The organism is Pseudomonas sp. ADAK2 TE3594 (assembly GCF_053628675.1).
Genome location: NZ_JBRJGV010000001.1, coordinates 2,480,344 through 2,503,660, shown reverse-complemented (window position 1 = coordinate 2,503,660; position 23,317 = coordinate 2,480,344). Strand labels below are relative to the sequence as shown.

Here is a 23,317-nt window from a genome sequence, read left to right as displayed (position 1 = left end):
CCAAGAAGAGTGCCGTTACCGTTCGACTCAGAGACCGACCAGCGCCGCCAACCCACCGATGTCGGTGATCTGCTGGTAGCCGTAGAAGGCATTGGCCGGGACTTCGTGGCCACGGGCGACGAAGGCCTTGTTCTTGATCTTCATGTCGTGGGCCGGCATCAGGTCGTAACGGAAACTGGAGGACACATGCAAGATGTCTTCCGGGCCACAGTTGAGGTTGTCGAGCATGAACTCGAATGCGGCCAGACGCGGCTTGTAGGCCTGGGCCTGTTCGGCGGTGAAGACCTTGTGAAACGGCGCGCCGAGTTTGTCGACGTTGGACATGATCTGGCTGTTGCTGGCGTTGGAGAAAATCACCAGGGGAATCTTGTCGGCGATTTTCGACAGGCCGGCCGGCACGTCCGGGTGTGGGCCCCAGGTCGGCACGGCGTCGTAATACAGCTGACCTTCGTCACGGTATTCGATGCCCCAACGCTTGCAGGTCCGCGCCAGGGCGGTCTTGAGAATTTCATCATAAGGCCGCCAGTCACCCATCACTTGATCCAGACGATAGGCGGAGAAATCCTTGACGAACTGATCCATCTGCTCGGGTACCACGCGATCGGCGAACAGTTCGCGAGTCATCGTGCCCATGTGGAAATTGGTCAGCGTACCGTAGCAGTCGAACGTAATGAATTTGGGGCGAAGAAAGCTCATTGTGTGCGGTCCTGAAGTTCGTTGAGGTCATGGCGCGACAGGCATTCGCTGCGTTTCGGGAGCGGCGATGCAACGCTGCAGCACACCGTCATTACAACACCGTGAAACCAGCAGATGGCGTTAAAAGCGACCTCTGCTTGATACAAACCACCGTTTTAGCCACCCCCCTCAGCAGACTTTGCGGCTCGCTCCAGCCTTGGGCAAACCCCGTATTTGTGCGCTTTTATGGACCTTGATGGCCGCGCGAGTCTCAAAAACGCCCGCATTCACGGCAGAACCTGCGCCGGGCTGAACGAAAACGGGCGCTTCGGTGAGGAAGCGCCCGTTTGGGTGCGGTTTGAAACCTGTCGACGATCTGCGGTTAACGGATCCCTGTGGCGAGGGGGCTTGCCCCCGTTCGACTGCGAAGCAGTCGCAAAACCGGCTGACGCGTTTTACCTGGTGGAACGCGGTGAATGTTTTTTGGGGCCGCTTCGCGACCCAACGGGGGCAAGCCCCCTCGCCACAGGCAGCTCCACCACAGGGTTATGTGTCAGGCGTTACTGCACGATATCGATCAGCACGCTCTTGAAGCGCAAGTTGGCTTCGAACGCTTCGCGCCCCAGGTCCTTGCCGATGCCGGAGCGTTTGTAGCCGCCGGTCGGCAGGATGTAGTCGTTGCTGCGGCCGTAACGGTTGACCCACACCGTGCCCGCCTCCAGACGCCGGACCAGCCGCAACGCGCGATTGATGTCAGCCGTGTGCACGCCCGCCGCCAGGCCGTAGGTGGCGTGTGCGGCCAGGCTCAATGCCTGCTCTTCATCATCGAACGCCTGCACCGTCAGCACCGGGCCGAAGATCTCTTCGCAAACCGCCGGGTTCTGATTATCCAGACCCGCCAGCAAGGTCGGTTGGTAATAAGCCCCACCCAGCCCTTCGAATAAACCACCGCCGGTCAACACTTCGGCCCCCGCCTGGCGCGAACGCTGGACAATGCCGTCAATGCGGTTGGCCTGCAGCCGGGAAATGATCGGCGACAGCGTGCTCTCGGACGACCAGGTCGGCCCTGGGCGCAACTCTTCGAAATACGCCTGCAAGTGCGCAATGAACGGCTCCATGATCGAGCGTTCAATCAACAGCCGCGAACCGGACACGCACACTTGCCCGGCGTTGCCGGTAATGGCCAGTGCCACGGTGCGCGCGGTTTTCGCGATGTCCGGCACGTCGGCGAACACCAGTTGTGGGCTCTTGCCGCCCAGCTCCAGCGTCACCGGTTTCGGTCCCACCAGCGCGCAGGTGGACATGATGCTCGACCCGGTCGCCGTGGACCCGGTGAAGGTCACCTTACCCACCCGAGGATGACGACACAAAGCGTCGCCGGTGATGCGGCCATCGCCCTGCACCACGTTGAAAATACCTGCAGGGATACCCGCCTGCACCGCCAGCTCGGCGAAGCGCAGGCTAGAGAACGGCGTCAGCTCCGACGGCTTGAGCACCACCGCATTGCCTGCGGCCAGCGCCGGGGCGACCTTCCAGGAGGCCATGCTCAACGGGAAATTCCACGGCGCAATGGCGGCAATCACGCCGTACGGTTCGGCGATCTGCATGCCCAACCGATCAGTCTGGGTGGCCGCGACATGGCCGCCGTGCTTGTCCGCCAGTTCGGCAAAAAAACGAATGCCTTCCGCCACGTAAGGAATATCCCAGGCGATCACATCTTTATGCGGACGAGTCGAACCCACCGCTTCCAGCGGCGCCAGGACGGCGGCATCGGCTTCGATCAGATCGGCCCAGCGGCGCATGACTCGCGCCCGCTCCCGGGGTGGACGGCTGGCCCAGTCGCTGCGATTAAAAGCCTGCCAGGCATCATTGACCGCCTCATCCACCAGGTCGGCATCGGCGATCGGCAACTGGGCATAGGCCTGGCCGTCCGAAGGGCGAACCACTTCCAGTCCCGGTCGGGCATCGCGGTATTGACCGGCAATAAAGTGAGCGCTGCGCACAGCGATAAGGCGAGGATCGAAGCTATCCATGGAGCACTCCAAAAAGGGACGGCGAGTCGTGAACTCAGGCCTCCATCGTAGAAAAAAAGCCCAAGCATTTGCTGCCGACCTTATGGGGCAATTAAGTAGTAAGTGTGGTCTGTACGCCTTCGACGTGAGGAATCTGCCGAATCTTCCCGGCCCCCTTGTCAGGCCTTCACGCAGATGGGATACAAGCACCCTAGCGCCGGAAAACCGGTTGATCGCGCACACTGAAAACGGAGACTCGCCATGTCCGCCTCGCACCCTTCCGCTTATGTCTATCGGCCGATGACTGCCGCCGATCTGCCCTCGGCCCACGCCTTGTCCGTGCAGTTGAAGTGGCCCCATCGCCAGGAAGACTGGGCGATGTTGCAGCGGGTCAGCGAAGGCTTCGTGGTGCTCGATGGCGAGCGATTGATCGGCAGCGCGTTCGCCTGTCCGCAAGGCAAATACGCGACCATCGGCCTGGTGATCGTCAGTGATGACTATCAGGGCAAGGGCATCGGTCGCCGGTTGATGGAGCTTGCGCTTGAGGCTTGCCAGTCATGCACGCCGATGCTCAATGCCACACTCGCCGGCGCCCCGCTTTATGCCAGCCAGGGTTTTGTCGAGTTCGGCCGGGTTCAGCAGCATCAAGGCCAGGCGCAAGCACCCGCACTTGAAGCACTGGCCGACGGTGAAGAATGTCGCCCGCTGCGCGCGGCTGATCAGGTTCGTCAACTGGCACTGGCCAACGCTGGCAGCGGGCTGGACCGCCAAGCGGTGCTTACGGATCTGTTCGAGGTGGTCGAGCAGTCAGTGGGCATCGAGCGCGACGGTCAATTGCGTGCCTTCGCCCTGCTGCGTCCCTTCGGCCGCGGTCGTTGTATCGGTCCGGTCATCGCCGAAACTCCTGAGCAGGCCAAACACCTGATCGCCGTGTTGTTGGCTCAGGTGCCGGACGCCTTTGTGCGGATCGACATTCCAGCGGACAGTGGCTTGGGCGAATGGCTGGAGCTGGCCGGCCTCAAGCAGGTCGATACCGTGGCACAAATGGCACTCGGCACACCGCCGCAAGCGGTCAACGGCGTTCGCCAATTTGCCCTCGTCACCCAAGCCATTGGTTGACCCCGGCGCGCGTTGAAACAAGCGCCATCCAACACCTTCTACCCCCCATTTGCAGGGAGCGTCACCCGTATGTCTCAACCTACCGTCCTGCTGTTGGCTCGCGCCGACGGCAGCCGTATTTCTACGCCTTTCAAAACAGCACCCTTGAGCTCCATCGATCCGTTCATGGACGGCCGTCAGGTCGCCTACACCGGGTCCGACAGCGTATCGGCGGGCATTGTTCACACCAGCAAAACCCTCGATATCGATGACTTTCCGCACACCGAAGTGATCGTGGTCCATGCCGGGCACGTCGTGTTGCAATCCCCGGAGCAGACGCTGGAACTGGGAATCGGTGCCAGCGCCGTGATCGGTCGCGGTACGGCACTGCGAGTTCAGGCACAACCCAATACGTGCTGGGCCTTCTGCGCCGTCACCAGCCCCACTGCCGAACCGACGCCGGGGCTGACCGCGCTCGACCCATTGGCGATGCTGTCCCCTTCGGCGGCCCCGGAACCGCAAATACTCATCGGGCCCACGCCGCAGTGCCGTTCCCGCAATGCCTTCGAAGATGACGCCACTGATCTGCGCGTGGGTGTCTGGGATTCGACGCCGTACACCCGCCATGGTCGAGCGCACAAACTCAACGAACTTATGCACCTGCTCGAAGGCAGCGTGACCTTGCAGGCACCCGATGGAACCAGCGTAACCGTCAACCCCGGTGATACCGTGTTCGTACCCCAAGGCGCGCCATGCGCCTGGAGCAGTGCGCGGTATGTGCGCAAGGTTTATGCCGTCAAATAGCGCTGACCGATTTGAACTGTGGGGGCGACCTTTCCCGCGATAGCAGCGTGTCAGACACATTAACCTGGCATCCCAGACTCCCTGTGGGAGCGGGCTTGCCCGCGATAGCGTGATGTCTGTTACATCAATGTCGGATCTGCCGCCGTCATCGCGGGCAAGCCCGCTCCCACAGGCGCCTCAGAACTTCCCACCCAACGGATATTCAATCGCCAGACGAATCTGATTGGCATCCAGTTCGGCCTGCGCCGAATTCCCCCGATGGACCGCATGCCGCAGGGTGAATCCGAGGTTTTTCGCCGGTCCCGATTGCACCACGTACCTGGCTTGCAGATCACGTTCCCAATGCTTGCCGCCCTGCCCGTAACCCAGCCATTTGTAACCACCGTTCGGGTCCATGTGACTGCCGTCGATGCCACTGCCGCGCACATACAGCGCACCGAAGGTCAGGCCAGGAACGCCGTAGCCGGCCATGTTCAGATCGTAGCGGGCCTGCCAGGACGCTTCTTCGGGGGCGTTGAAGTCGGACAGCGCCACCGCGTTGCTCAGGTAGATCGCGCCACGGGTCACGTAGTCGTAGGGCGTGTCGCCGTCGACCTTTTGATAACCCAGGCCGAAGCTGTGGGAGCCGACCTTGTAGGTGGAGAGAAAACTCCAGGTGGTGTTGTCGATACGGCCCGACAAGGCTTTGCCAGTGTCCTGGGTTCGATACAGATTGAGGTCAAAGATCAGGTCCTGGCCTTCGGCCAACGGCTGGGTGTAGACCGCGCCCAAGTAGTGCTGACGCCAGGTATCGTCATACACCGCGCTGAACAGGCTGGCATTGAGTCCCTTGACCGAGGTGTTGCGCGCACCGATCAAGTCGAAACTGTTGCCCTGTTTGCCGTTGGAGTAATTGACCACGAAACCCTGGTCATGGCTGGTGGCGTTACGGTCGGTGCTCTCATTGAAGTGCCCACCATACAACGTGGTGCCAGGCAGTTCGCGGCTGGTCAGCAGCCAGCCGGTGGCGGTTTCGGGCAACAAGCGGCTGTCGGACGAACCGAACACCGGGGTTTTCACCCGCTGCTCGCCGTAACGTAATTCGGTGGAGGAAAAACGCAGCTTGGCCGCCGCGCCACCTCGGCTGAACTCGTCTTTGGGGTGACCTTCGTTGTCCACGCCCAACAGTCGAGCCTTGCCGGCGCGCCCGCCTCCGCTGTCCAGTTGCCAGCCGGAATACAGGTGCGCGTCCAGCCCGAAGCCTACGGTGCCGGTGGTGAAACCCGAAGCCACATCGGCCATCAGACCGTATGCCCACTCTTGCGCCAGATCACTGCGCTGGGCCCTGGGTTTATAGGCGTTGCGCGCGCCATTGCTGAGCGAGCCGTGTTCATAATCGCGACGGTCATAGACGCTGCGATTGAGCAGGTTCCATTGGCCATCCTCTAAAAAGCCTTTGGCGTTGTCTTGTTCCGATGCCTGAGCGAGCAGGCTTTGCCCTCCCAAGGCCAAAAGCAGGGCGTGCGTGGTTAACGTCTTCACAGTTTGACTCCTGGAAAATCAGTCGTACGTAGCAGGTAGGCAAGGTGTCCCGCCGAATGGGGGACACCGAAGGGCAATCAGAGGTATTTGAGAATCGCGATGTCGCGACGGCGCTGTTTGAGGTTGGCGAACCAGCGCGTAGGGAAGAACAGCAACACCCCGAGGATCACGCTCCATAGCCAGACCATGGGCAGGTCATCGAAGCCGTAATAGGTGCCCTGATTGGCGCCCCAGATCGCGACGGCCACCAGGTACATGGCCTTGAGCACGTACAGGTGCAGCAAATAGAAGAACATCGGCGCCCCGCCGTAGATCGCCAGGGTCGCGGTGGACCAGCGATCCTGGGCCTTCTCGAACAACGCCAAAAGGATCAGCCCCAAGCCGAGGGTCGGCATCAGGAACATCAGCGACGGCGGGTACTTCTTCGCGCTCATGAAGCTCATGAAGGTGCGCAGCGAGTCACCGGTTTGCACCCACGGCTTCTCGCCGTAAACGTTCAGGTAACGGATGAACACGAACGCCACCAGCAGGCCGACGCCGACTTTCAGCAACCGGGAAATCCGCTCGGCCGGTTCCATGTCCTTGCCGAACCATGGCCCGATGGCCCAGCCCAGCAAAATCACCCCGATCCACGGCAACACCGGATAGGTGGTGCGAGCCCGGGTGAACTCGGTGATGTCGATGAACACCCGCTGATGCAGAATCGACCATGGTACGAAGAACGGCGACTCCGGCCCCACGGTCACGCCGTCGAGCAGGTTGTGCCCGGCGACAATCGCCACCCCGAGCACGATCAGCCAACCGCGCTTGAAGTGCAGCAACCCGGCGAGCACGATCATGCAGATACCGATGCACCAGATCACTTGCAGCCACAACGTCTTGGGCGGGAACTCGGCGTTCCACGCAAAGCAGACGAATGTGAGCTCCAGGAACACCAGGAACAACCCGCGCTTGAGCAGGAACACCGACGTCTCGCTGGCCGTGTGTTTCTGGCTGTAGAGCCAGGCCGACAAGCCGGTGAGGAAAATGAACACCGGGGCGCAGATCTCGCTGAGCATGCGGGTGAAGTACAAGTCCGGCGTGACACTCAGCGCATCGATCGGATCGGTGACCTGGCGGTGCAGCAGAAAGGTTTCCCGCACGTGGTCGATGAGCATTAAAAGCATGACGAAGCCGCGCAAGGCATCGATGGCCAGCATCCGGGTATTGGTTTTTGCAGCGCTGGTAGCAAGCGCAGGGGAAACACTTCCCGCCTGCCCTGCCACACCTGTAGATAGGGTCATATCAGTCACTCATGTCGTGGTCAGTGGACTACCGCTGGCTCAGCCCTGTTTTTTCAGCCTGGCAATTTCCGATGCCGGCAGCTGCGACGGCGCCCGCGGCAAGGGTACCTGACCTTCCTTTCGATAGAACGACAGCGTCGAGCTGAAGCTCTTCACGTCAAAGGCTTCGGCCTGGCCCTGCGGGTTGACACGCTCGCCAGAGACGTGGTCCTTGTGTTCGACGGCCACCACATAGGTGCCCTGCCAGGGCAGCTCGAAACTGACCTTGCCAGCCGCATCGGTGCGCCGGGTAAACACTTCACCGGAACCGGTTTCCAGCACCACGTCCTGATCGGCCAGGGGCTTGTACGCATAGAACACCTGGAACTGCGCCTTGCCTGCATCAGCGACACCGGTGGGCACGATATCCAGGGTCAGTTCCGGGGTGCGCGCACGCAAGTCGCCGACCCAACGGGTGGCGGGCGTCCAGTAGGCCTTCAGGGTTTTATCGCCTTCGTGAAGGTCGAAGATCGGGTAATGCGCATCCTGGGCCAGCAGCGAGTCATCCGCTTTGGTTTGATGCGCCACGGCAAATGCCTGGCGCTGCAAGGTCAGGCTCAACGGTTGGGACTTGTTGCTGATCGACCAACCCTTGAGTTGCCGGAACCGGTCCATCCCGCCCGGGGTGACTTCCAGCATGTTCTTGTCATATTCGCCGTAGTACAACGCCAAGGGTTGCCCCGGTGGCTGCTCGTACCAGATTTGATGCGCCTCGCTGCTGCTCGCCAGCATGAAGACGCCGTAACCCAACAGTGCTTTTTTTGCGTTGCTCATTCGCATTTTTTTGCGCTCCGATCGGTGTTGTTCCATGGATCGTTGCAGCCCTGCAACGACCTGCCCCTCTCTCTGAACGCATTACAACGCAGGTTATTTTGCGCCTCGTCCCGAATTCATTGCTCATTACGCAAATGAAGACTGTTTTTGCCGCGTAAACAGCTCTTTATGCGGCCTGCGCCAGCGTGAAGCGCGCAGAGAGGTTCTGCGGCCTCCATGTCCAATCGAGGTGCATGAGGAACCTATGGGAGCGGGCTTGCCCGCGATAGCGGAATGTCAGTCAACGAATGTGTTGAATGTTACGCAGCCATCGCGGGCAAGCCCGCTCCCACAGGGAATGCGGCATCAGCCCGTCGCGCGTCTTTTTCAAAGGCGCGGCAGGCTGGCGGGGCATGGAATGGACGACGGATGTGTTCGCGGAGTCAGTTTCAGTGACGCAGTAATTTGCGCAGCGGCACGCCGTCCTTGAGCACGGGCGATTTGATGACGATGTAGCTGAAGTACTTGGAGATGCCGATGTTCTTGTCCAGCAGGCTTTCGATCACTTCCTGATAATGCTGAATGCTGCGGGTCATGAAGCGCACCAGGTAATCGTAGCCGCCGCTGATCAGGTGGCATTCGAGTACTTCATCGACCAGGCGGATATTGGATTCGAACTTGGCGAAGTCTTCGCGCTTGTGGTCGCTCAAGGTGATTTCGGTGAACACCGTGACCGAGTCGGTGATCTTGGCCAGATTCAGATGGGCCTTGTAGCTGGAAATGTACCCGGCCGACTCAAGCCGTTTGACCCGTTGCAGGCAGGGGCTGGCCGACAGGCCCACGGCATCGGCCAGGCTGACGTTGGTCATGCGCCCGTCCTTTTGCAGCTCAACCAAAATGCTGATGTCGATCCGGTCCAGTTTTACTAAACCTTCCATTGCGTACCTCTTGACTGCCGTTTGTAAGACAATCTTCTAGCAAAATCAGCGCCGTAAAGACAGCTGATGCTGAGCCACCAGATCCGCCATGCTGTTGATGCAGTAATCCGCCGCGCACGGCGTCGGGTGTTTGCCCCGGCCGCGACAGATCAGGCAGACAGCGCCCGTCCCTTGTGGCCGGGCGGAGGGTCGGGTCACCTGGAGGATGGTTTTTGCATCAAGCTCATTGGCCGCCAGCCAATCGTGATCCCGCAGCGGATCGCTGGCCAGAGAAATAAAATCGTCGGGCATGATCCCCAAGCGCTCGCACAGCAGACCCCGATCCTCGGCATCACGATCGCCATGCACCAACAGGCGATAGAACTTGCGCAGGTACAGCATCGCGCCGGGTGCGTCTTCGAACAACGACCAACTCGCCACCGACCGGGCAAAGCTCATACCCTCCTCCCAACTGGCTTTCAGCGCCCAGCGCTCGGCCAATTGACGGTGGGCGAAGCACAGCAAGCCACTGAAACCCAGCTCGCCGAAGCGCGGGTACAGCGCATGCACCACTTCACTGAACTCGGCCAGCACCTGTGCCTTGTCCGGGTGACCGCCACGGCTGTCGAGCAGCGGTTGCAACGCCGTCCAGACCCCGGAATCGCGATCCACCAGGACCTCATCGCAATCGATCAGCAACGCTCGATAATCAGTCAGCCCCATGGTGTGTAAAGCCTCCGATGATGCATTCCATCAATCCATGCTCCATAAATGCTCACGGGCGATGCCTTGTGGCACCGCCCCGAGCAGGCGTGAGCTCAGTTCAAGACTCGTGCCAGTGCCGCGTCGAGAATCTGCAACGCTTCGTCCACCTGTGCTTCGCTGGTCACCAGCGGTGCGAGGAAGCGCAGCACGTTGCGGTACACGCCGCACTTGATCACCAGCAGGCCACCGGCCCGGGCTTCGTCGATCAGCCGTTGGTTCAGGTCGGCATCGGGGGTGCGCGCGTCGTCATCCTTGATCAGCTCGATCGCCAGCATGAAGCCGCTGCCGCGCACGTCACCGATGCGCGGGTAACGGGCCTGCAAGCGCAACAACCCTTCACGCAGGCGCTCGCCCAAGGCTTCGCCACGGGCCAGCAACTGCTCTTGCTCATAAGCCTCGATCACCGCCAGCGCCGCCGCGCACGACAGCGCGTTACCACCATAAGTCCCGCCGAGGCCGCCGGGCAATGGTGCGTCCATGATCTCGGCCTTGCCGACCACACCGGACAGCGGCAAGCCACCGGCCAGGCTCTTGGCCACGGTGACCAGGTCCGGCTGGATGCCGGCGTGCTGGAAACCGAACCATTTGCCGGTACGACCGAAACCGGTCTGGATTTCATCGAGAATCAGCACGATGCCGTGTTTTTCAGTCAGGGCACGCAGGGCCTGAAGAAACTCTGTCGGTGCCGAGAGGAAACCGCCATCGCCCTGCACCGGTTCGATGATGATCGCCGCGACCCGCTCGGGCGCCACTTGAGTGGCCAGCAATTCGTCCAGCGCCTTGAGCGCCATGTCGCTGGTGACACCGCGATAGGCATTTGGATACGGGGTGTGGAAGACCTCCGGCGCGAACGGCCCGAAGTTCTGTTTATAGGGCTGGCTCATGCCAGTCAGCGTGGTGCCGAGCAAGGTCCGGCCATGGAACCCGCCGCGAAAGGCAATTACCGCCGAACGGTTGGTGTGGGCGCGGGCGATCTTCACCGCGTTTTCCACCGCTTCGGCGCCGGACGTGAAGAACGCCGCTTTATAAGATTCCTGGCCACCGATCATTTCGCACAGGCGCTGGGCCAGGTCGAGATAAGGCTTGTAGGCCACCACCTGGAAACAGGCGTGGGAGACTTTTTGCAGCTGCGCCTGCACCGCCGCGACCACCTTTGGGTGATTGTGACCGATGTTCAGCACACCGATACCGCCGACAAAGTCCAGGTAGCGCTTGCCGTCCACGTCCCACAATTCTGAACCTTGGGCCCGATCGATCACCAACGGATGCGCGGTAACCAGGCCACGTGGCACGAATTGATCGCGCTGACGGAGCAAATGAGGGGTTTCGTCGACTTTGCTGTTCATGGCATTTCCCATCGTGAGTCCGGCAACCGGGAAGTGGTTGCGATGGTGTTCAGGTTAAGGCTTGCGCGAAACGAACTACGCCGAACTTGGCCCCTGAGAAATTCGGATCGACTGTTTTCACCCCGCCAAACGGCAGATTCCTTCAGCCCGCCGAATCTGCCGGTGCGTGGCCGATACAACGTTACTCAACGCGTTAAACCCGCTGCTTTCGACAGATCCTGCGTTGGCGTTGCGCGATGATGGGCAGCCCCTTCACCTTTCAGGAATTGCCCATGGCCCTGCTGTATAAAGCTGACCCTGTGCGCGGCGAACAATGGCAAGCGCTGTTCGCCGAACACGCGCCGGATATCGAATGGCGCGCGTGGCCGGACATCGGCGACCCGAAGGACATTCAGTACCTGGCCGCGTGGCAGGCACCCGACGATCTTGCGGTTGTGCTGCCCAATCTGCAGGTGCTGTTTGCCTTGTCCGCTGGCGTCGATCAACTCGACCTCAATCGCCTGCCGGCGAGCTTGCCGGTGGTGCGCTTGCTGGACCCCGGCATCACCCGTGGCATGTGCGAATACGCCAGTTTTGCCGTGCTCAGCCTGCACCGGGAAATGCTGCGCTATCGCCAGCAACAAATGGCCCGCTGCTGGCAAGCGCACTTGCTGCAACCGGCCGCCCGGCGCCGGGTCGGGATCATGGGGCTCGGCGCTCAGGCCCGGCAGATTCTGGCAACCTTGCAACCGCTGGGTTTTGCCTTGTCCGGCTGGGCGCGCAGTGCCCATCAAATTCCGGGGGTCGATTGCTACGCCGGCAACCAGCAGCTGCCAGCGTTCCTCAGCCAGTGCGACATTCTGTTGTGTGTGTTGCCGCTGACCGAACAGACCCAGGGCATTCTTGATCGCAGGCTGTTTGAACAACTGCCCCGTGGCGCAGCGCTGATCAACATGGGCCGTGGCGGGCATCTGGTGGAAGGAGATCTGCTCGAGGCGCTGGACAGCGGGCATTTGAGCGGCGCGGTCCTTGATGTGCTGCAGCAGGAACCGGCACCGGTGGATCATCCGTTCTGGCACCACCCGCAGATTCTGCTGACACCGCACATCGCGGCGATGACCCAGCCAGAAAGCGCCTTTGAGGTTTTGCTGGAGAATATTCGCCGGCATCAACGGGGTGAGCCGATGCTCGGGGAGATCGATCGGGCGCAGGGTTATTGATCGTTTTGTGGCGAGCGAGCTTGCTCGCGCTGGGCTGCGTAGCGGCCCCAAGAATCTGACAACCATTGCCGATTTTGGTGAGTGCTACGCACTCAAGCGCGAGCAAGCTCCCTCGCCACAGGTTTCTCTGACTTAAAAGGCACCCGCTATGTTTAGTGAGTTGCAGAAATACTGTTATCGCAGGAGAAGGACTGCCCTCCTTGCCGTATCAGTCGTTCCTGCATCCGCTGGCAACGCTCCCGTTCCTGCTGCATCGAACGATCGATGCTGATATTGCCGGTCTGCTCCGGTGGTTTGCCGTCGCCCAGGCGTACTGTCACCCAGGGCTGTTCCGGCTGGATCTGAAAGCGGCTTTTTTCTTCGACGGGCGTGGTGGGTTTGGTGGTTTCGATCGCGGCCGGTTTCGGCAGTTGATCAGAGGTGACCCCGTAACGGGTCAGAATCGAGCTCTGAGGCAGTTCTGCGGCGGCGGTTGCCGATATAAAGGCCAGCGCCAGACCGAAGGTGTACCTCTTGCTGTTACTCACGTTGCAAAATCTCCTGTACTCAATGGCGGCATGCAGCACCGGCGTCATAGGGATAACGCGTGGATGGGCTGATGGTTTAGTGCCAGATTCCTGTTGGTGCAGGTATTGGAGTTCGAGAGTGACCGGCGGGTCACGTAGACAGGCAGGTTTACCGCGTTATCGTTCATCGCGGGCAAGCCCGCTCCCACAGGGATTTGATGCGGACACAGATTTTGTGAACATCACCAACCACTGTGGGAGCGGGCTCGCCCGCGATAGGGCCCTGACAGGCGCCCCGCTACCGTCAGGCGATCACAAACGCGCTACCGGACAAACTGTCCAGCCCCACACCCACCAAGGTTACCGAATCACTGCCAAACGTCAGCAGCGTATCCTGCCCCACCGCCGTGGCATGGGCGCGGAAGTCGTCGTTCGGCGCAACGCCCTGAACGCCGAGGAACACCAGTTTGTCGTTGGCTTGATAGCCCACCACCCGGTCCTGGCCAAACGCGCCGCTGAACAGAAACGTATCGATCCCGCCGCCCGACTCCATCAGGTCATTACCCGCCCCGCCGACAAACACGTCGTTGCCGGCGCCGCCGATCAAATGGTCGTTACCATCGAGGCCAAACAACCAGTCGCCCGTTGCGTGTGCCTTGAGCGTATCGGCCCCGGCCGTGCCCTTCACGCTTGAGGCGTACTGGGTCAGGTTGCTGCCGACCGCAAGGCCATTGGCGGTGACGCTGTGGGTCACGTCATCCTTGAACACCCCCCAGAGAAAACCCGGCTCCTTGGTCACGATGCTGCCGATGTCGCGGGTGATGCTGATGCCGCCATTGGCGTCGCGCACGTACAGGTTACCGGCACCGTCATTGGCAAAGGTGAAGTTCTTCACCGACTGCTGCAGGTCCAACACGTTGCTGCCCTTGCCGCCCAACAGGATGTTGTAGCCACCGCCATCGCGGAAGGTGTCGTTACCGTCGCGGCCTTCCAGGTAGTCGTTGCCCTTGCCGCCCTGGATCAGGTCATTGCCGTCGCTGCCGATGATGAAGGTGCTGCCCTTGTGGGTTTCGGCGTTGCGGTTCAAGTCCTGGACCCAAGTGTTGCTGCGCGCCGGGTCCGAGAGGTTGGCGACGATGATGGTCGAATCCTTGCTGGTCAGATCGTAGAACTTCGACTCCAGCACCCGGGTCATGCCGTCGCCGTAACCGGTGGGCAAGTGCGAGATCCAGGTGGGGATGTTGAGGATGGAATACGGCAGCACGTTCCACGCCGTCGAGGCGTAGTGGTCGTTGAAGCTGACGATGTTATCGGTCGTCGAATCCTTGGCGGCATCGTGCACGCCTACCGAGGACAAGTTGAACGAGGAGCCATCGAGGGCGCGGAACACCGGGTCGTTTTCATAACCGATGTTCAGCACTTTGTCGCTGCTGCTTTGAGTCGGTGAGGCGTAGGCGATGTAGTTGGAATCCTGGTAGAACCCGGACCATTTGTTGCTACTCAAATCCGCCAGGCTATTGACCGCCAACCCGCCAAGGCTGTGGCCGCTGACCAGCACGTCCTTGCCCGACAGCCCATTGGCCTGGGCAAATGCTGCAACGTCACCGAGCAGATTGCCGAAGGCTTCGCCCACATAGTTTTTCGCATAATCCTTGGGGCCCAACGCCGCCAGCAGATCGTTGATCACATCACCGATGGAGTCGCCGATCTGGATTTCCCGCGGGCCACTGGTGCCGCGAAAAGCGATACCGATTTCCGTGAGATGACCCTGGGCGTCGTACTTGCCGAGGATCTCCACCTGCGCGCTGGTGTAACCGGCCTTCTCGCCGAAGAAGGTTCCACGAGCGTCGGTCTTGCCGTCATAGCCCAGTTGCGCGGCGGTGATCGGCGTCCAGCCGGCTTTTTGCACAGCTTCGAGCGCAGCCTTTTCCGAATCGGGGTTCCAGGGAATGCCGGGAATGACGCCCTGGGAGTCGGTGCCGCCGATCAGTGCGGTGACCAGGGTTGCCGGCAAGCCCAGGCCGAAGCCGTTTTGCTGGTAACCGGTGGCGAAACCGTTGTCGAGGTTGTGATAGGAATACAGCGTGATCGCCATGGCGTCGCTGAACATCGCCTTGGAGTCTGCTGTACCGAAGTTTTTGTAGTCGTACACACCCATTGATATTGCCTCTCTCTTTGTTGAAATTGTCAGAGATAGCTCACAACCAGGACGCCTCACTGACGAGGCGCCCCGGAGCATTTAGTGCATGCAGCCTTTACGCGAAGGTAATTCCCGAAGCCGAGAGATTATCCAGCCCCACGCCCACCAGCGTTACGGCGTAATCGCCAATCTTGAGCACAGTGTCGTTGCCGGCCTGGGTCGCGTGCTGGGTGTAGTCATAACCCTGCCCCGCGCCCTGCACGCCCATGAACACCAGTTTGTCGCTGCCCTGGTAGCCATTGATCGCATCGAAGCCGAAGGCGCCGCTGAACAGGAATGTGTTGTTGCCGCCCGAGGCCTGCATCACGTCATTGCCCGCGCCACCGACGAAGGTCACGTGGCTTTTGTCGCTGCGCAGCAGGTCATCACCCGCGTTGCCGAACAGCCAGTCACCGTCGACGCTGGCCACCAGTGTGTTGCCGTAGCCATCGCCGTTGAGCGAGTGGTTGTAGTGGGTCAGTTCACTGCCGTTGAGCAAACCGTTGGCGGTGACGTTGTAGGTCACCTCCTTGCTGCCCCACCACGAACCCGATTCCTTGCTCAACAGCGCGCCGATGTCGCGGGTCATGCTGATGCCGCCGTAGGCGTCACGCACATACAGCGTGCCGTCGCCGTCATTGGCAAAGCTGAAGTTCTGCAACGGCTTCTGCAGCTCGAAAGTGTTGCTGCCCTTGCCACCCAGCAGCAGGTTGTAGCCACCGTCATCGCGGAACCGGTCGTTACCGTCACGGCCTTCGATGAAGTCATTGCCCGCGCCGCCCTTGAGCCAGTCATTGCTGTCGGTGCCGATGATGAAGGTGCTGCCAGTGTGCGGCTCGCCGCTACGGCCCAGGTCCTCGACCCAGGTGCTGCCTCGGGACGATTCCGACAGGTTGGACACGATCAGCGTCGAGTCCTTGTCGGTGAGGTCGTAGAAGCGCGAGTCGATCACCCGGTTCAAGCCGTCGGCATAGCCCAACGAACCGTGGGCCGACCAGTTCAGCGGATTGAGGATGCTGAACGGCACCAGGTTCTGCGCGGTGGAGGCGTATTGGTCATTGAAGTTGACGATGTTGTTGGTCGCCGACTCCTGATGACCATCGTGCTTGCCCAGCGAGCCACTGCTGAAGGTGGTGCCGTCGAGCACTCGAAACACCGGGTCATTCTCGTAGCCGATGTTCAGCACGTTGTAGCCGGTGGCGCTCTGGGTCGGCGAGGCGAAGGCGATGTAGTTGGCGTCCTTGAAAAAACCGCCCCAGTTATTGCCGCTCAACTCCGCGAGGCTGTTGACCCCCAACCCACCGAGGCTATGCCCGCTGACCAATACGTCCTTGGCACTCAAGCCGTGGGCGATGGCGAACGCGGCGACGCTTTTCAGCAAAGTATCGAAGGCGTTTTTCGCGTAGTTCGTTGCGTAATCCACCGGGCCGACCGCGGCCAGCAGATTGTTTTTCATGTCGCCGAAGGTGTCGCTGTACCCCAGGCCGCCGGTGCCACGGAAGGCGATACCTATGCCGATCAGCTTGCCTGCCCCGTCGTATTTACCGAGCACTTCGGCTTCGGCGCTGGTGAAGCCGTCCTTCTCACCATAGAAAGTGCCTTGAGCCCCGACGTTGCCCTGATAGCCCAACGCTGCAGCGCCAATCGGCGCCCAAGCGGTCGCCGGCAGTGGCTGGCCGGTCGGCGTGTACGCGTAGAGCGTCAGCGCGATCGCGTCGGAGTACAGCGCCTTGCCGGCCTCACTGCCGGCATTTTTGTAATCAAACAGTCCCATCTTCTTGCTTCCTTAGCGTCAAATCAGAACTGCCAGTCCAGGGTCAGGCCCACACCGTGGTCTTTTTCCCGGGAGCCGAGCAGCCCGTTGTAATCCAGGTTCAAACGGGTATCGCGGCCCAGCGCCAATCCGGCACGGGCACCGACCACCGCGGCATCGCGGTCCATGGACACGCTTTGCACGCTGAACGCGGTGTTGCCGTTGACGAAGGCCAAGTGGTCTTCGGAACGGGTGTTGCTCAGGTTGTGCTGCCAGCCGAGCGTGCCGGACAGTTCCAGCTGTTGCTGGTCGGACAACGCAATGGCTTTGCTCGCCCGCAGGCCAAGGGTCGAAAGCACCACGTCGCGGTTGTTTTCCCCGCCCTTGAGTGCAGCGGCGTCACCTTTTTCGCTGAAACTTTCAGTGTTCAAGTGCACGTAGGCCAAGTTAACGAATGGCTCCAGAGCGATCGGTTGCAGGTCCAGGCGATATGCCGCTTCGGTGAACAGTTGCGCGGAGGTCGCATCGCGTTTGGATTTCTGCTTGCCGCTGACGCCGTTAAATTGCAGGTCACGTTTGACGTCGATGCGATGCCAGCTGTAAGCGCCACCGACGCTCAGGCGCAACGCGTCGATTTCATGGCCCAGGTACGCACCCAAGTGGTAGCTGTCGACCGAGGCCGACGAATGTGTGCCATCGCCCATGCTCAATGAACTGTCGCTATAACCGGTGACGAAACCCAGTCGCGTATCTTCAGTGATCAAGCCATCGACACCGGCCAGCAGCCCGCCAATGGAGCTGTTGGAACTGGCGTTGTCATGCCCGCCATCGCTCTTGCCCCAGGCGCCGAGCACTTTGAGCCAGGCGTTGCTGCGGTCATCGGTCGGTGCCCCGGCGTCGAACAAATCGTGTTCACGCAGACGCTCGCCGACTGCATCACGCAGGTAACGGCTGTCGCTGATCAGCAGCGTGCCGATTGCCGGATGAATCTCGCCGGACAGTTGCTGGAACGCTTGTTGCGCCACGGCGGCAGTCGGCGACAGCAGCAGGGTTTCGTAGAGTGGATTGCCTGCGCCCAGTTGCTCGGCGGCAGCGGCCACGGCGCGTTGGTTTGGAGTCCGCCCGGCGCTGGTGAAGGATGTCGCGTTGCGCTCCACAGCCAGTTGAATGCCGCCCGCCGAGTAGTCGAGGGTGCCACCGAGGAACAGGTAGTCCGGCACCACCGCACCGAAGCGCCCTTCGATTCCGCCGGCCGCTTGCAGGATGTTGTACTGATTGCCGAGCAGGCTTTTCGCTTCACCGGTGGTCAGCAATGTCGGGCTGTTTTCCAGCGACAGGCTGACCGTTGCGCCCTCGATGATCGCCTTGCCACTGGCAATAATCTGGTCGCTGCTGGTGGGCGACAGCTCTACGGCGTAGGTCGAGCCAGGCTCGAAAGTCACGTCGCCCGCCACCTGCAAGGTGCCGATGGAATTGCCGGGCGCCACGGTACCGCCGCTTTTCGCGGTCAGCGCCGCGATGCTGCCGTTACCGCCGAGGATGCCGCTGTCATTGACAGTGACGGCTGACAGCAACGATCCGTTGATGGCCAATCGGCCCTGATTGACCAGGGTCGGGCCGGCGTAGGTATTGGCGCCGGTCAGTACCAGTGTGCCGATGCCCTGCTTGGTCAGGCCGCCATGGCCGGAAATGTCGTTGCGCCACACGTCGAGTCCACAGTGCACGTCATTGCACACGCGCTCGGTGGGTTTGCCGGCATCGATGATCGCGCCGATACCCGGCAAGTCAGCGACAAACTGGCTGGAGCCGTAGGCGCCGTCGATGCGGAATTCTTCGGGAATGTCCTGCTCGGTGACGAACATGGCCGGGCCATCGATGCCTTTGCGCAGGTTGATCATGCCCCAGCCGTACAGCGAGTCGACGCCGGGTGCGCCGAGGTCGGTGGCAGTGGTGCGCAGCACGCTGGCGACTTGCGCGCCGGTCATGTACGGGAAGCGTTCCATCAATACCGCCACCGAGCCTGCCACGTGCGGCGCCGCCATGGAGGTGCCGTTGTAATTGGCGTAGCCGGTGGTCAGGTCACCGGCATTGGTGCCGCTGATAATCGAGCTGTAGATGCGGCTGCCCGGGGCCGACACGCAGAAGCTCGCGGTGTAGCCGCAACGCGACGAGAAGGTGCTGATGTTGTAAGGGTCGGGGCTGCTGGTGTCCGGATTTCTCTGCAACGCGGCGACAGTCATCCAGTTCGGCGCGATCTCCGGGACGAAGTAACCGAGACCGGCGATGGCGTCCGGGTTGTTGAGGTTGTAGTCGTTGCCGGCGGCGAAGATCGTTACGATGCCGCTGCGGGCCGCCGCGATGGCGCCGTCGTAGGCACCGCCGGGTTTGGTCCCCAGCAAGGTCTGGATCTCGTTGAACTGCAGTTGCGCGTCCTGCACGGTGAAGTGCGGGTACGCCGGGTCCCGGCCACCGAGGTCGAAGCGATCCGTGATGCCGATGCCCCAGCTGTTGTTGATGATCCGCGCGCCGCTGGCGATCAGGGCATCCCAACCGGCCTTGTACACCGCGCCGTCGTTGCCGCGAATGATCCCGTCTTCCGGGCCCGGGTCGCCGTTGTCGGCGCTGATGATCTGCGCGCCAAAGGCGACGCCGTGCATTGGGCCGCCATCGCGACTGCCCGCGGCGATCCCGCCAACGTGAGTGCCGTGGGCGCCAAGTTTGCCGTTGGAGCCCACCGAGGGCGAACCGTCATACAGAAAGGCATCCCCGGCTTTGACCGGAATGTACGGGTCGGTGTATTCGCGGATGCCACTGGTGACCAGGGTTATCACCTTATTGGCCCCGGAAAACTCCGGGTGCAAGGCGTAAACCGGTTGATCGAAGATTCCCAGTTTCACGCCTTTGCCGGTGTAACCGGCGGCATAGGCCTCCTGAGCATTGATCGCCCCCAGGCCCCAATCGGCGTTGAACTCCGTGCTGCGCCAGCTATCGGGATCGCCTGTCCTGCCGTTTTCCACGTAGGGCGCCGCGTGTGCGGTGCCCAGGGTGGCCAATGCGCAGAGCAAGGCAAGGTTGTTGTACTTGTTAATCATCGAGCTACCGTCCTTAGTTGTGTTGCCAAAATCCTTGTGACAAGAGGCTTGCCTCAATTCCTGTAGGAGCGAGGCTTGCCCGCGAAGGCGGTGTGTCAGTCAACATCAATGCTGAATGTCACGGCCCTTTCGCGGGCAAGCCTCGCTCCTACAGGGGGGGCGGTGTTCCAGCCCTTTACCGTGTTAAAACTGCCAATTGAGACTCAGCCCGACGCCGTGGCTCTTCTCGCGGCTGGCCAGTTGGCCGGTGTAATCGAGGTTCAACCGAACATCCCGGCTCAAGGCCAGGCTGGCATGGGCGCCCACCAGCGCCGCATCGCGAACCAGTGGCGAGCTTTGCACCACGAACGGAGTGCCACCGCTGGCAAACGCCAGGTGTTCCTCGGAATCGGTGTGGCTCAGGTTGTGCTGCCAACCGAGGCTGCCGCTCAGGTCCAGTTGTTGCTGGCCAGACAGCGTCAGCGTTTTCAGCGCGCGTACGCCCAGGGTGCTGAGCACCGCGTCACGCCGGTCGCCACGGCTTTTGAGCGCGGCGGTGTCACCTTTTTCGGTGAAGCCCTCAGTGTCGAGGTGCACGTAAGCCAGGTTGGCGAATGGCTCCAAGGCCAGTGCTTGCAGGTTCAAGCGATAAGCCGCTTCGCCGAACACCTGGGTGGTTCCGGCGTCGACTTTGGCTTTCTGTTTGGCGCTGACGTCACCGTATTGCAGGTCACGTTTGACGTCGCCCCGATGCCAGCTGTAGGCACCGCCGGCACTCAGGCGCCACGCGCCCATTTCGTGGCCGGCATAGGCGCCCAGGTGATAGCTATCGACTTGTGCTGATGAATGAGTTCCGGAGCCCATGCTGACCGAGCTGTCGCTATAACCGGCGACCAGGCCGACACGGGTTTCGTCATCCACTGCGCCATCGACACCGGCCAACAAACCGCCAATCGACGTGGTGTAGTCGGCGGTGTCATGGCTGTCATCGGTCTTGCCCCAGGCGCCCAGTGCTTTGATCCAGCCGTTGCTTCGGGAACCGTTGGCTTCGTTGAGACGCTCACTGACCGCATCACGCAGATAACGGCTGTCATTGATCAACACCGAGCCCAGCGCCGGGTAAATTTCCCCCGACAACTGCTGGAAGGCCTGTTGCGCCGAACTCGCGGTCGGCGACAGCAGCAGGCTTTCATAGACTGCGTTACCCGCGCCAAGCCCTTCCACAGCGGCCGCGACATTACGCTGATTCGGCGTTTGCCCGACGCTGGCGAAGGTGGTGGCGTTACGCTCAACGCTCAGCTGAATGCCGGTCGCGGCGTAATCGAGGCTGCCGCCGATGAACACGTAGTTGGGCAGCACCTCGCCGAACTGGCCTTGAATGCCGCCCGCCGCTTGCAGGATGTTGTACCGATGGCCCAGCAGGCTTTGCACTTGTTGGGTGCTGAGCAAGGTCGGGCTGTTTTCCAGGGACAGGCTCACGGTCGCGCCGCTGATCGTGGCCGTACCACCGGCAATAATCTGGTCGCTGCTGGTGGGTGACAGTTCGACGGCATAAGTCGAACCCGGCGCAAACGTCACATCGCCGCTGACTTGCAACGTACCGATGGAATTACCGGGCGCCACGGTGCCGCCGGCATTGGCGGTCAAGGCAACGATCCGTCCGTTACCGCCGAGGGTGCCGCTGCCATTGACGGTCACCGCCGACGTCAGCGAGCCGTTCACCGCCAGTAAGCCGCCGTTAACCGTGGTCGGGCCGCGATACGTGTTGTCGCCCGTGAGCATCAACCGTCCGGCACCGGACTTGATCAGGCTGCCTTCGTAGACTCGGTTGGCGGCGGCGGAATCACGAGCCATGCCCACCGCGTAATCGGTTTGATCCTGCTGACTGGCGCCGGCCGCGATACCGTTCTCCCAGCCCTTGTCCTTCAACGTTTGTTGCCAGGCGCTGCGTTCGGCGGTGTCTTCGGCCTGACGCTGAATCAGCGCCTTGTCGGTAATGCCGTTGCTCCAGACATCGCTTTGCCCTGCCACCAGATTGGCGTCGAACGACCCGAGCAATTGCCCCGGCCCGCGCATCGCCCGTTCGAGGTTGGCCACACCCCAACCGATGCGCGTACTCGGTGCCTCGGTGATCGAGCCGTCGAGCTGGGTCGCGGTGGTCAGCAGCACCTCCAGCGCCTGCTGATTGTTCATGTACGGATAGCGCTCCATCACCAACGCCAGTGCCCCGGTAGCATGCGGCGCGGCCATGGAGGTGCCGGACTTGATCGCGTAACCGCCGCCGGGAATGGTGCTGTCGATCTTCGCGCCCGGCGTGGTGATGCACCAATACTTGGCGATCCCGCACTGGTTGTATTTCTGCTGATTGCTTTGATCCAGCCCCGACACGGCCAGCCAGTGGCCTTCCAGGTCCGGCTGAAAATACGGCAAGGCCGAACGCACGCTGGCATTCGGGTAGCCACTGTTGCCGGCGCTGAACACGTTGATCACGCCGCGCCGCGAAACGTCGGCGGCGGCATCGAGCCAGGTGCCTTTGTTCCAGTGCTGGGCGTAGGCAGCGTGCAGGTCGTCGAGGGTTCGATAGTTGACGTCTGGTGGCTGGCTGCCCCAGCTGTTGTTGATCGCGCGGACACCGGCATCTGCCAGGGCGTTATAGACCGCGGTGAAGTAGCGCGGGTCGGGGGTGGGGCCGAACAGGAAACTGTCGTTCTTGTTGGTGTTGCCGACGTAGATTTGCGCGTTGTACGCCACGCCATGCATGCCGCTGCCATCCCGGGAAGCGCCCATGGTGCCGGTGACGTGGGTGCCGTGGGAGTCGTTGTTGGTGTTGAGCATACCGTCGACATTGAACGTTGAGCCGTCGACATAGCTGCCGCTGGCCGTCACCGCGTGATAACGGTCTGCGGCAAATTCGGGATGGCTGGAATCGAAACCGGAATCCAGCGCGCCGATTTTCACGCCCTTACCGGTGATGCCGGCGGCATAGGCTTGATCGGCCTGCATGCGCGCCAGGCCCCAATCGCGCTGGAACTCTGCCGAGCGCCAACTGGCGGGGTCGCCGAGGGTACCGGTTTCCAGATAAAGCGCCTGGGCCGAGCCCGGCACGGATGAAATCAGGAGCAATAGCGTGCCGACCGACATCGGCTTGATCTGTACGTCCATGTGCATGACTCTCGCTTTTTTGGCGTTTTTAGAGTTGTAGTCCCCCGGTTCAGGGGCGGTGTTTCATTGCTAACTCAAATACTGTGTCCCGGTGCTCTGTGGCGAGGGGGCTTGCCCCCGTTCGGCTGCGAAGCAGTCGCAAGTCCGGCAAATGCGACATGTCTGTTGAATCACCGATTCCGGTTTTGGGACGGCTTCGCCGTCCAACGGGGGCAAGCCCCCTCGCCACAGGGG

General features: G+C 61.4%; 16 protein-coding genes. 3 read left to right on the top strand and 13 right to left on the bottom strand.

All coding sequences use genetic code 11. The features are described from left to right. Positions 1-27 precede the first annotated feature (27 nt). Positions 28-696 (bottom strand): haloacid dehalogenase type II, encoded by a 669-nt coding sequence (locus AB7M22_RS11330; protein WP_008076604.1) that lies wholly within the window; start codon positions 694-696, stop codon positions 28-30. Positions 697-1,235: 539 nt separating this feature from the next. Further along, entirely contained in the window at positions 1,236-2,708 is a 1,473-nt protein-coding gene (locus AB7M22_RS11325; protein WP_454186338.1) for an aldehyde dehydrogenase family protein, read from the bottom strand. Positions 2,709-2,948: 240 nt separating this feature from the next. On the opposite strand from AB7M22_RS11325, the gene AB7M22_RS11320 reads away from it, so the two are divergent. Together AB7M22_RS11320 and AB7M22_RS11315 are read left to right on the top strand one after the other, a co-directional pair. Next, a complete protein-coding gene (locus AB7M22_RS11320) occupies positions 2,949-3,806 on the top strand; it encodes a GNAT family N-acetyltransferase (protein WP_454186337.1) in 858 nt (285 codons plus the stop codon). Between the two features lie 69 nt (positions 3,807-3,875). Continuing rightward, positions 3,876-4,589 carry a cupin domain-containing protein gene (locus AB7M22_RS11315; protein ID WP_454186336.1) on the top strand — a complete coding sequence of 238 codons (714 nt, stop codon included), beginning with the start codon at positions 3,876-3,878 and terminating at the stop codon, positions 4,587-4,589. Positions 4,590-4,766: 177 nt separating this feature from the next. On the opposite strand, the gene AB7M22_RS11310 is transcribed toward AB7M22_RS11315, so the two are convergent. The 6 genes from AB7M22_RS11310 to gabT all read right to left on the bottom strand — a co-directional run bounded on the left by AB7M22_RS11310 (position 4,767) and on the right by gabT (position 11,213). Further along, positions 4,767-6,110 (bottom strand): OprD family porin, encoded by a 1,344-nt coding sequence (locus AB7M22_RS11310; RefSeq protein WP_454186335.1) that lies wholly within the window; start codon positions 6,108-6,110, stop codon positions 4,767-4,769. Between the two features lie 77 nt (positions 6,111-6,187). Continuing rightward, complete coding sequence (locus tag AB7M22_RS11305) at positions 6,188-7,393, bottom strand: DUF1624 domain-containing protein (protein ID WP_063343677.1); 1,206 nt, start codon at positions 7,391-7,393, stop codon at positions 6,188-6,190. A gap of 39 nt (positions 7,394-7,432) precedes the next feature. Beyond that, entirely contained in the window at positions 7,433-8,206 is a 774-nt protein-coding gene (locus AB7M22_RS11300) for a DUF4198 domain-containing protein (RefSeq protein ID WP_454186334.1), read from the bottom strand. Positions 8,207-8,634: 428 nt separating this feature from the next. Beyond that, positions 8,635-9,123 carry an Lrp/AsnC family transcriptional regulator gene (locus AB7M22_RS11295; protein ID WP_008055821.1) on the bottom strand — a complete coding sequence of 163 codons (489 nt, stop codon included), beginning with the start codon at positions 9,121-9,123 and terminating at the stop codon, positions 8,635-8,637. A gap of 45 nt (positions 9,124-9,168) precedes the next feature. After that, positions 9,169-9,825 (bottom strand): 2-haloalkanoic acid dehalogenase, encoded by a 657-nt coding sequence (locus AB7M22_RS11290; RefSeq protein WP_454186333.1) that lies wholly within the window; start codon positions 9,823-9,825, stop codon positions 9,169-9,171. A gap of 95 nt (positions 9,826-9,920) precedes the next feature. Further along, positions 9,921-11,213 carry a 4-aminobutyrate--2-oxoglutarate transaminase gene (gene gabT, locus AB7M22_RS11285; protein WP_454186332.1) on the bottom strand — a complete coding sequence of 431 codons (1,293 nt, stop codon included), beginning with the start codon at positions 11,211-11,213 and terminating at the stop codon, positions 9,921-9,923. Between the two features lie 272 nt (positions 11,214-11,485). On the opposite strand from gabT, the gene AB7M22_RS11280 reads away from it, so the two are divergent. Beyond that, a complete protein-coding gene (locus AB7M22_RS11280; RefSeq protein ID WP_454186331.1) occupies positions 11,486-12,412 on the top strand; it encodes a 2-hydroxyacid dehydrogenase in 927 nt (308 codons plus the stop codon). Between the two features lie 152 nt (positions 12,413-12,564). Here the strand turns inward: AB7M22_RS11280 and AB7M22_RS11275 are convergent, their stop codons facing one another. From AB7M22_RS11275 to eprS, 5 genes are all read right to left on the bottom strand, one after another. Then, on the bottom strand, positions 12,565-12,939 hold the full coding sequence (locus AB7M22_RS11275) for a hypothetical protein (protein WP_454186330.1): 375 nt from the start codon (positions 12,937-12,939) through the stop codon (positions 12,565-12,567). Between the two features lie 283 nt (positions 12,940-13,222). Continuing rightward, complete coding sequence (locus AB7M22_RS11270; RefSeq protein ID WP_454186329.1) at positions 13,223-15,076, bottom strand: polyurethane esterase; 1,854 nt, start codon at positions 15,074-15,076, stop codon at positions 13,223-13,225. Positions 15,077-15,173: 97 nt separating this feature from the next. Beyond that, positions 15,174-16,871 (bottom strand): polyurethane esterase, encoded by a 1,698-nt coding sequence (locus AB7M22_RS11265; RefSeq protein WP_454186328.1) that lies wholly within the window; start codon positions 16,869-16,871, stop codon positions 15,174-15,176. 23 nt (positions 16,872-16,894) lie between these two features. Beyond that, positions 16,895-19,942 (bottom strand): autotransporter domain-containing protein, encoded by a 3,048-nt coding sequence (locus AB7M22_RS11260; protein ID WP_454186327.1) that lies wholly within the window; start codon positions 19,940-19,942, stop codon positions 16,895-16,897. 183 nt (positions 19,943-20,125) lie between these two features. Next, entirely contained in the window at positions 20,126-23,083 is a 2,958-nt protein-coding gene (gene eprS / locus AB7M22_RS11255) for an autotransporter serine peptidase EprS (RefSeq protein ID WP_454188789.1), read from the bottom strand. Between the last annotated feature and the right edge of the window lie 234 nt (positions 23,084-23,317).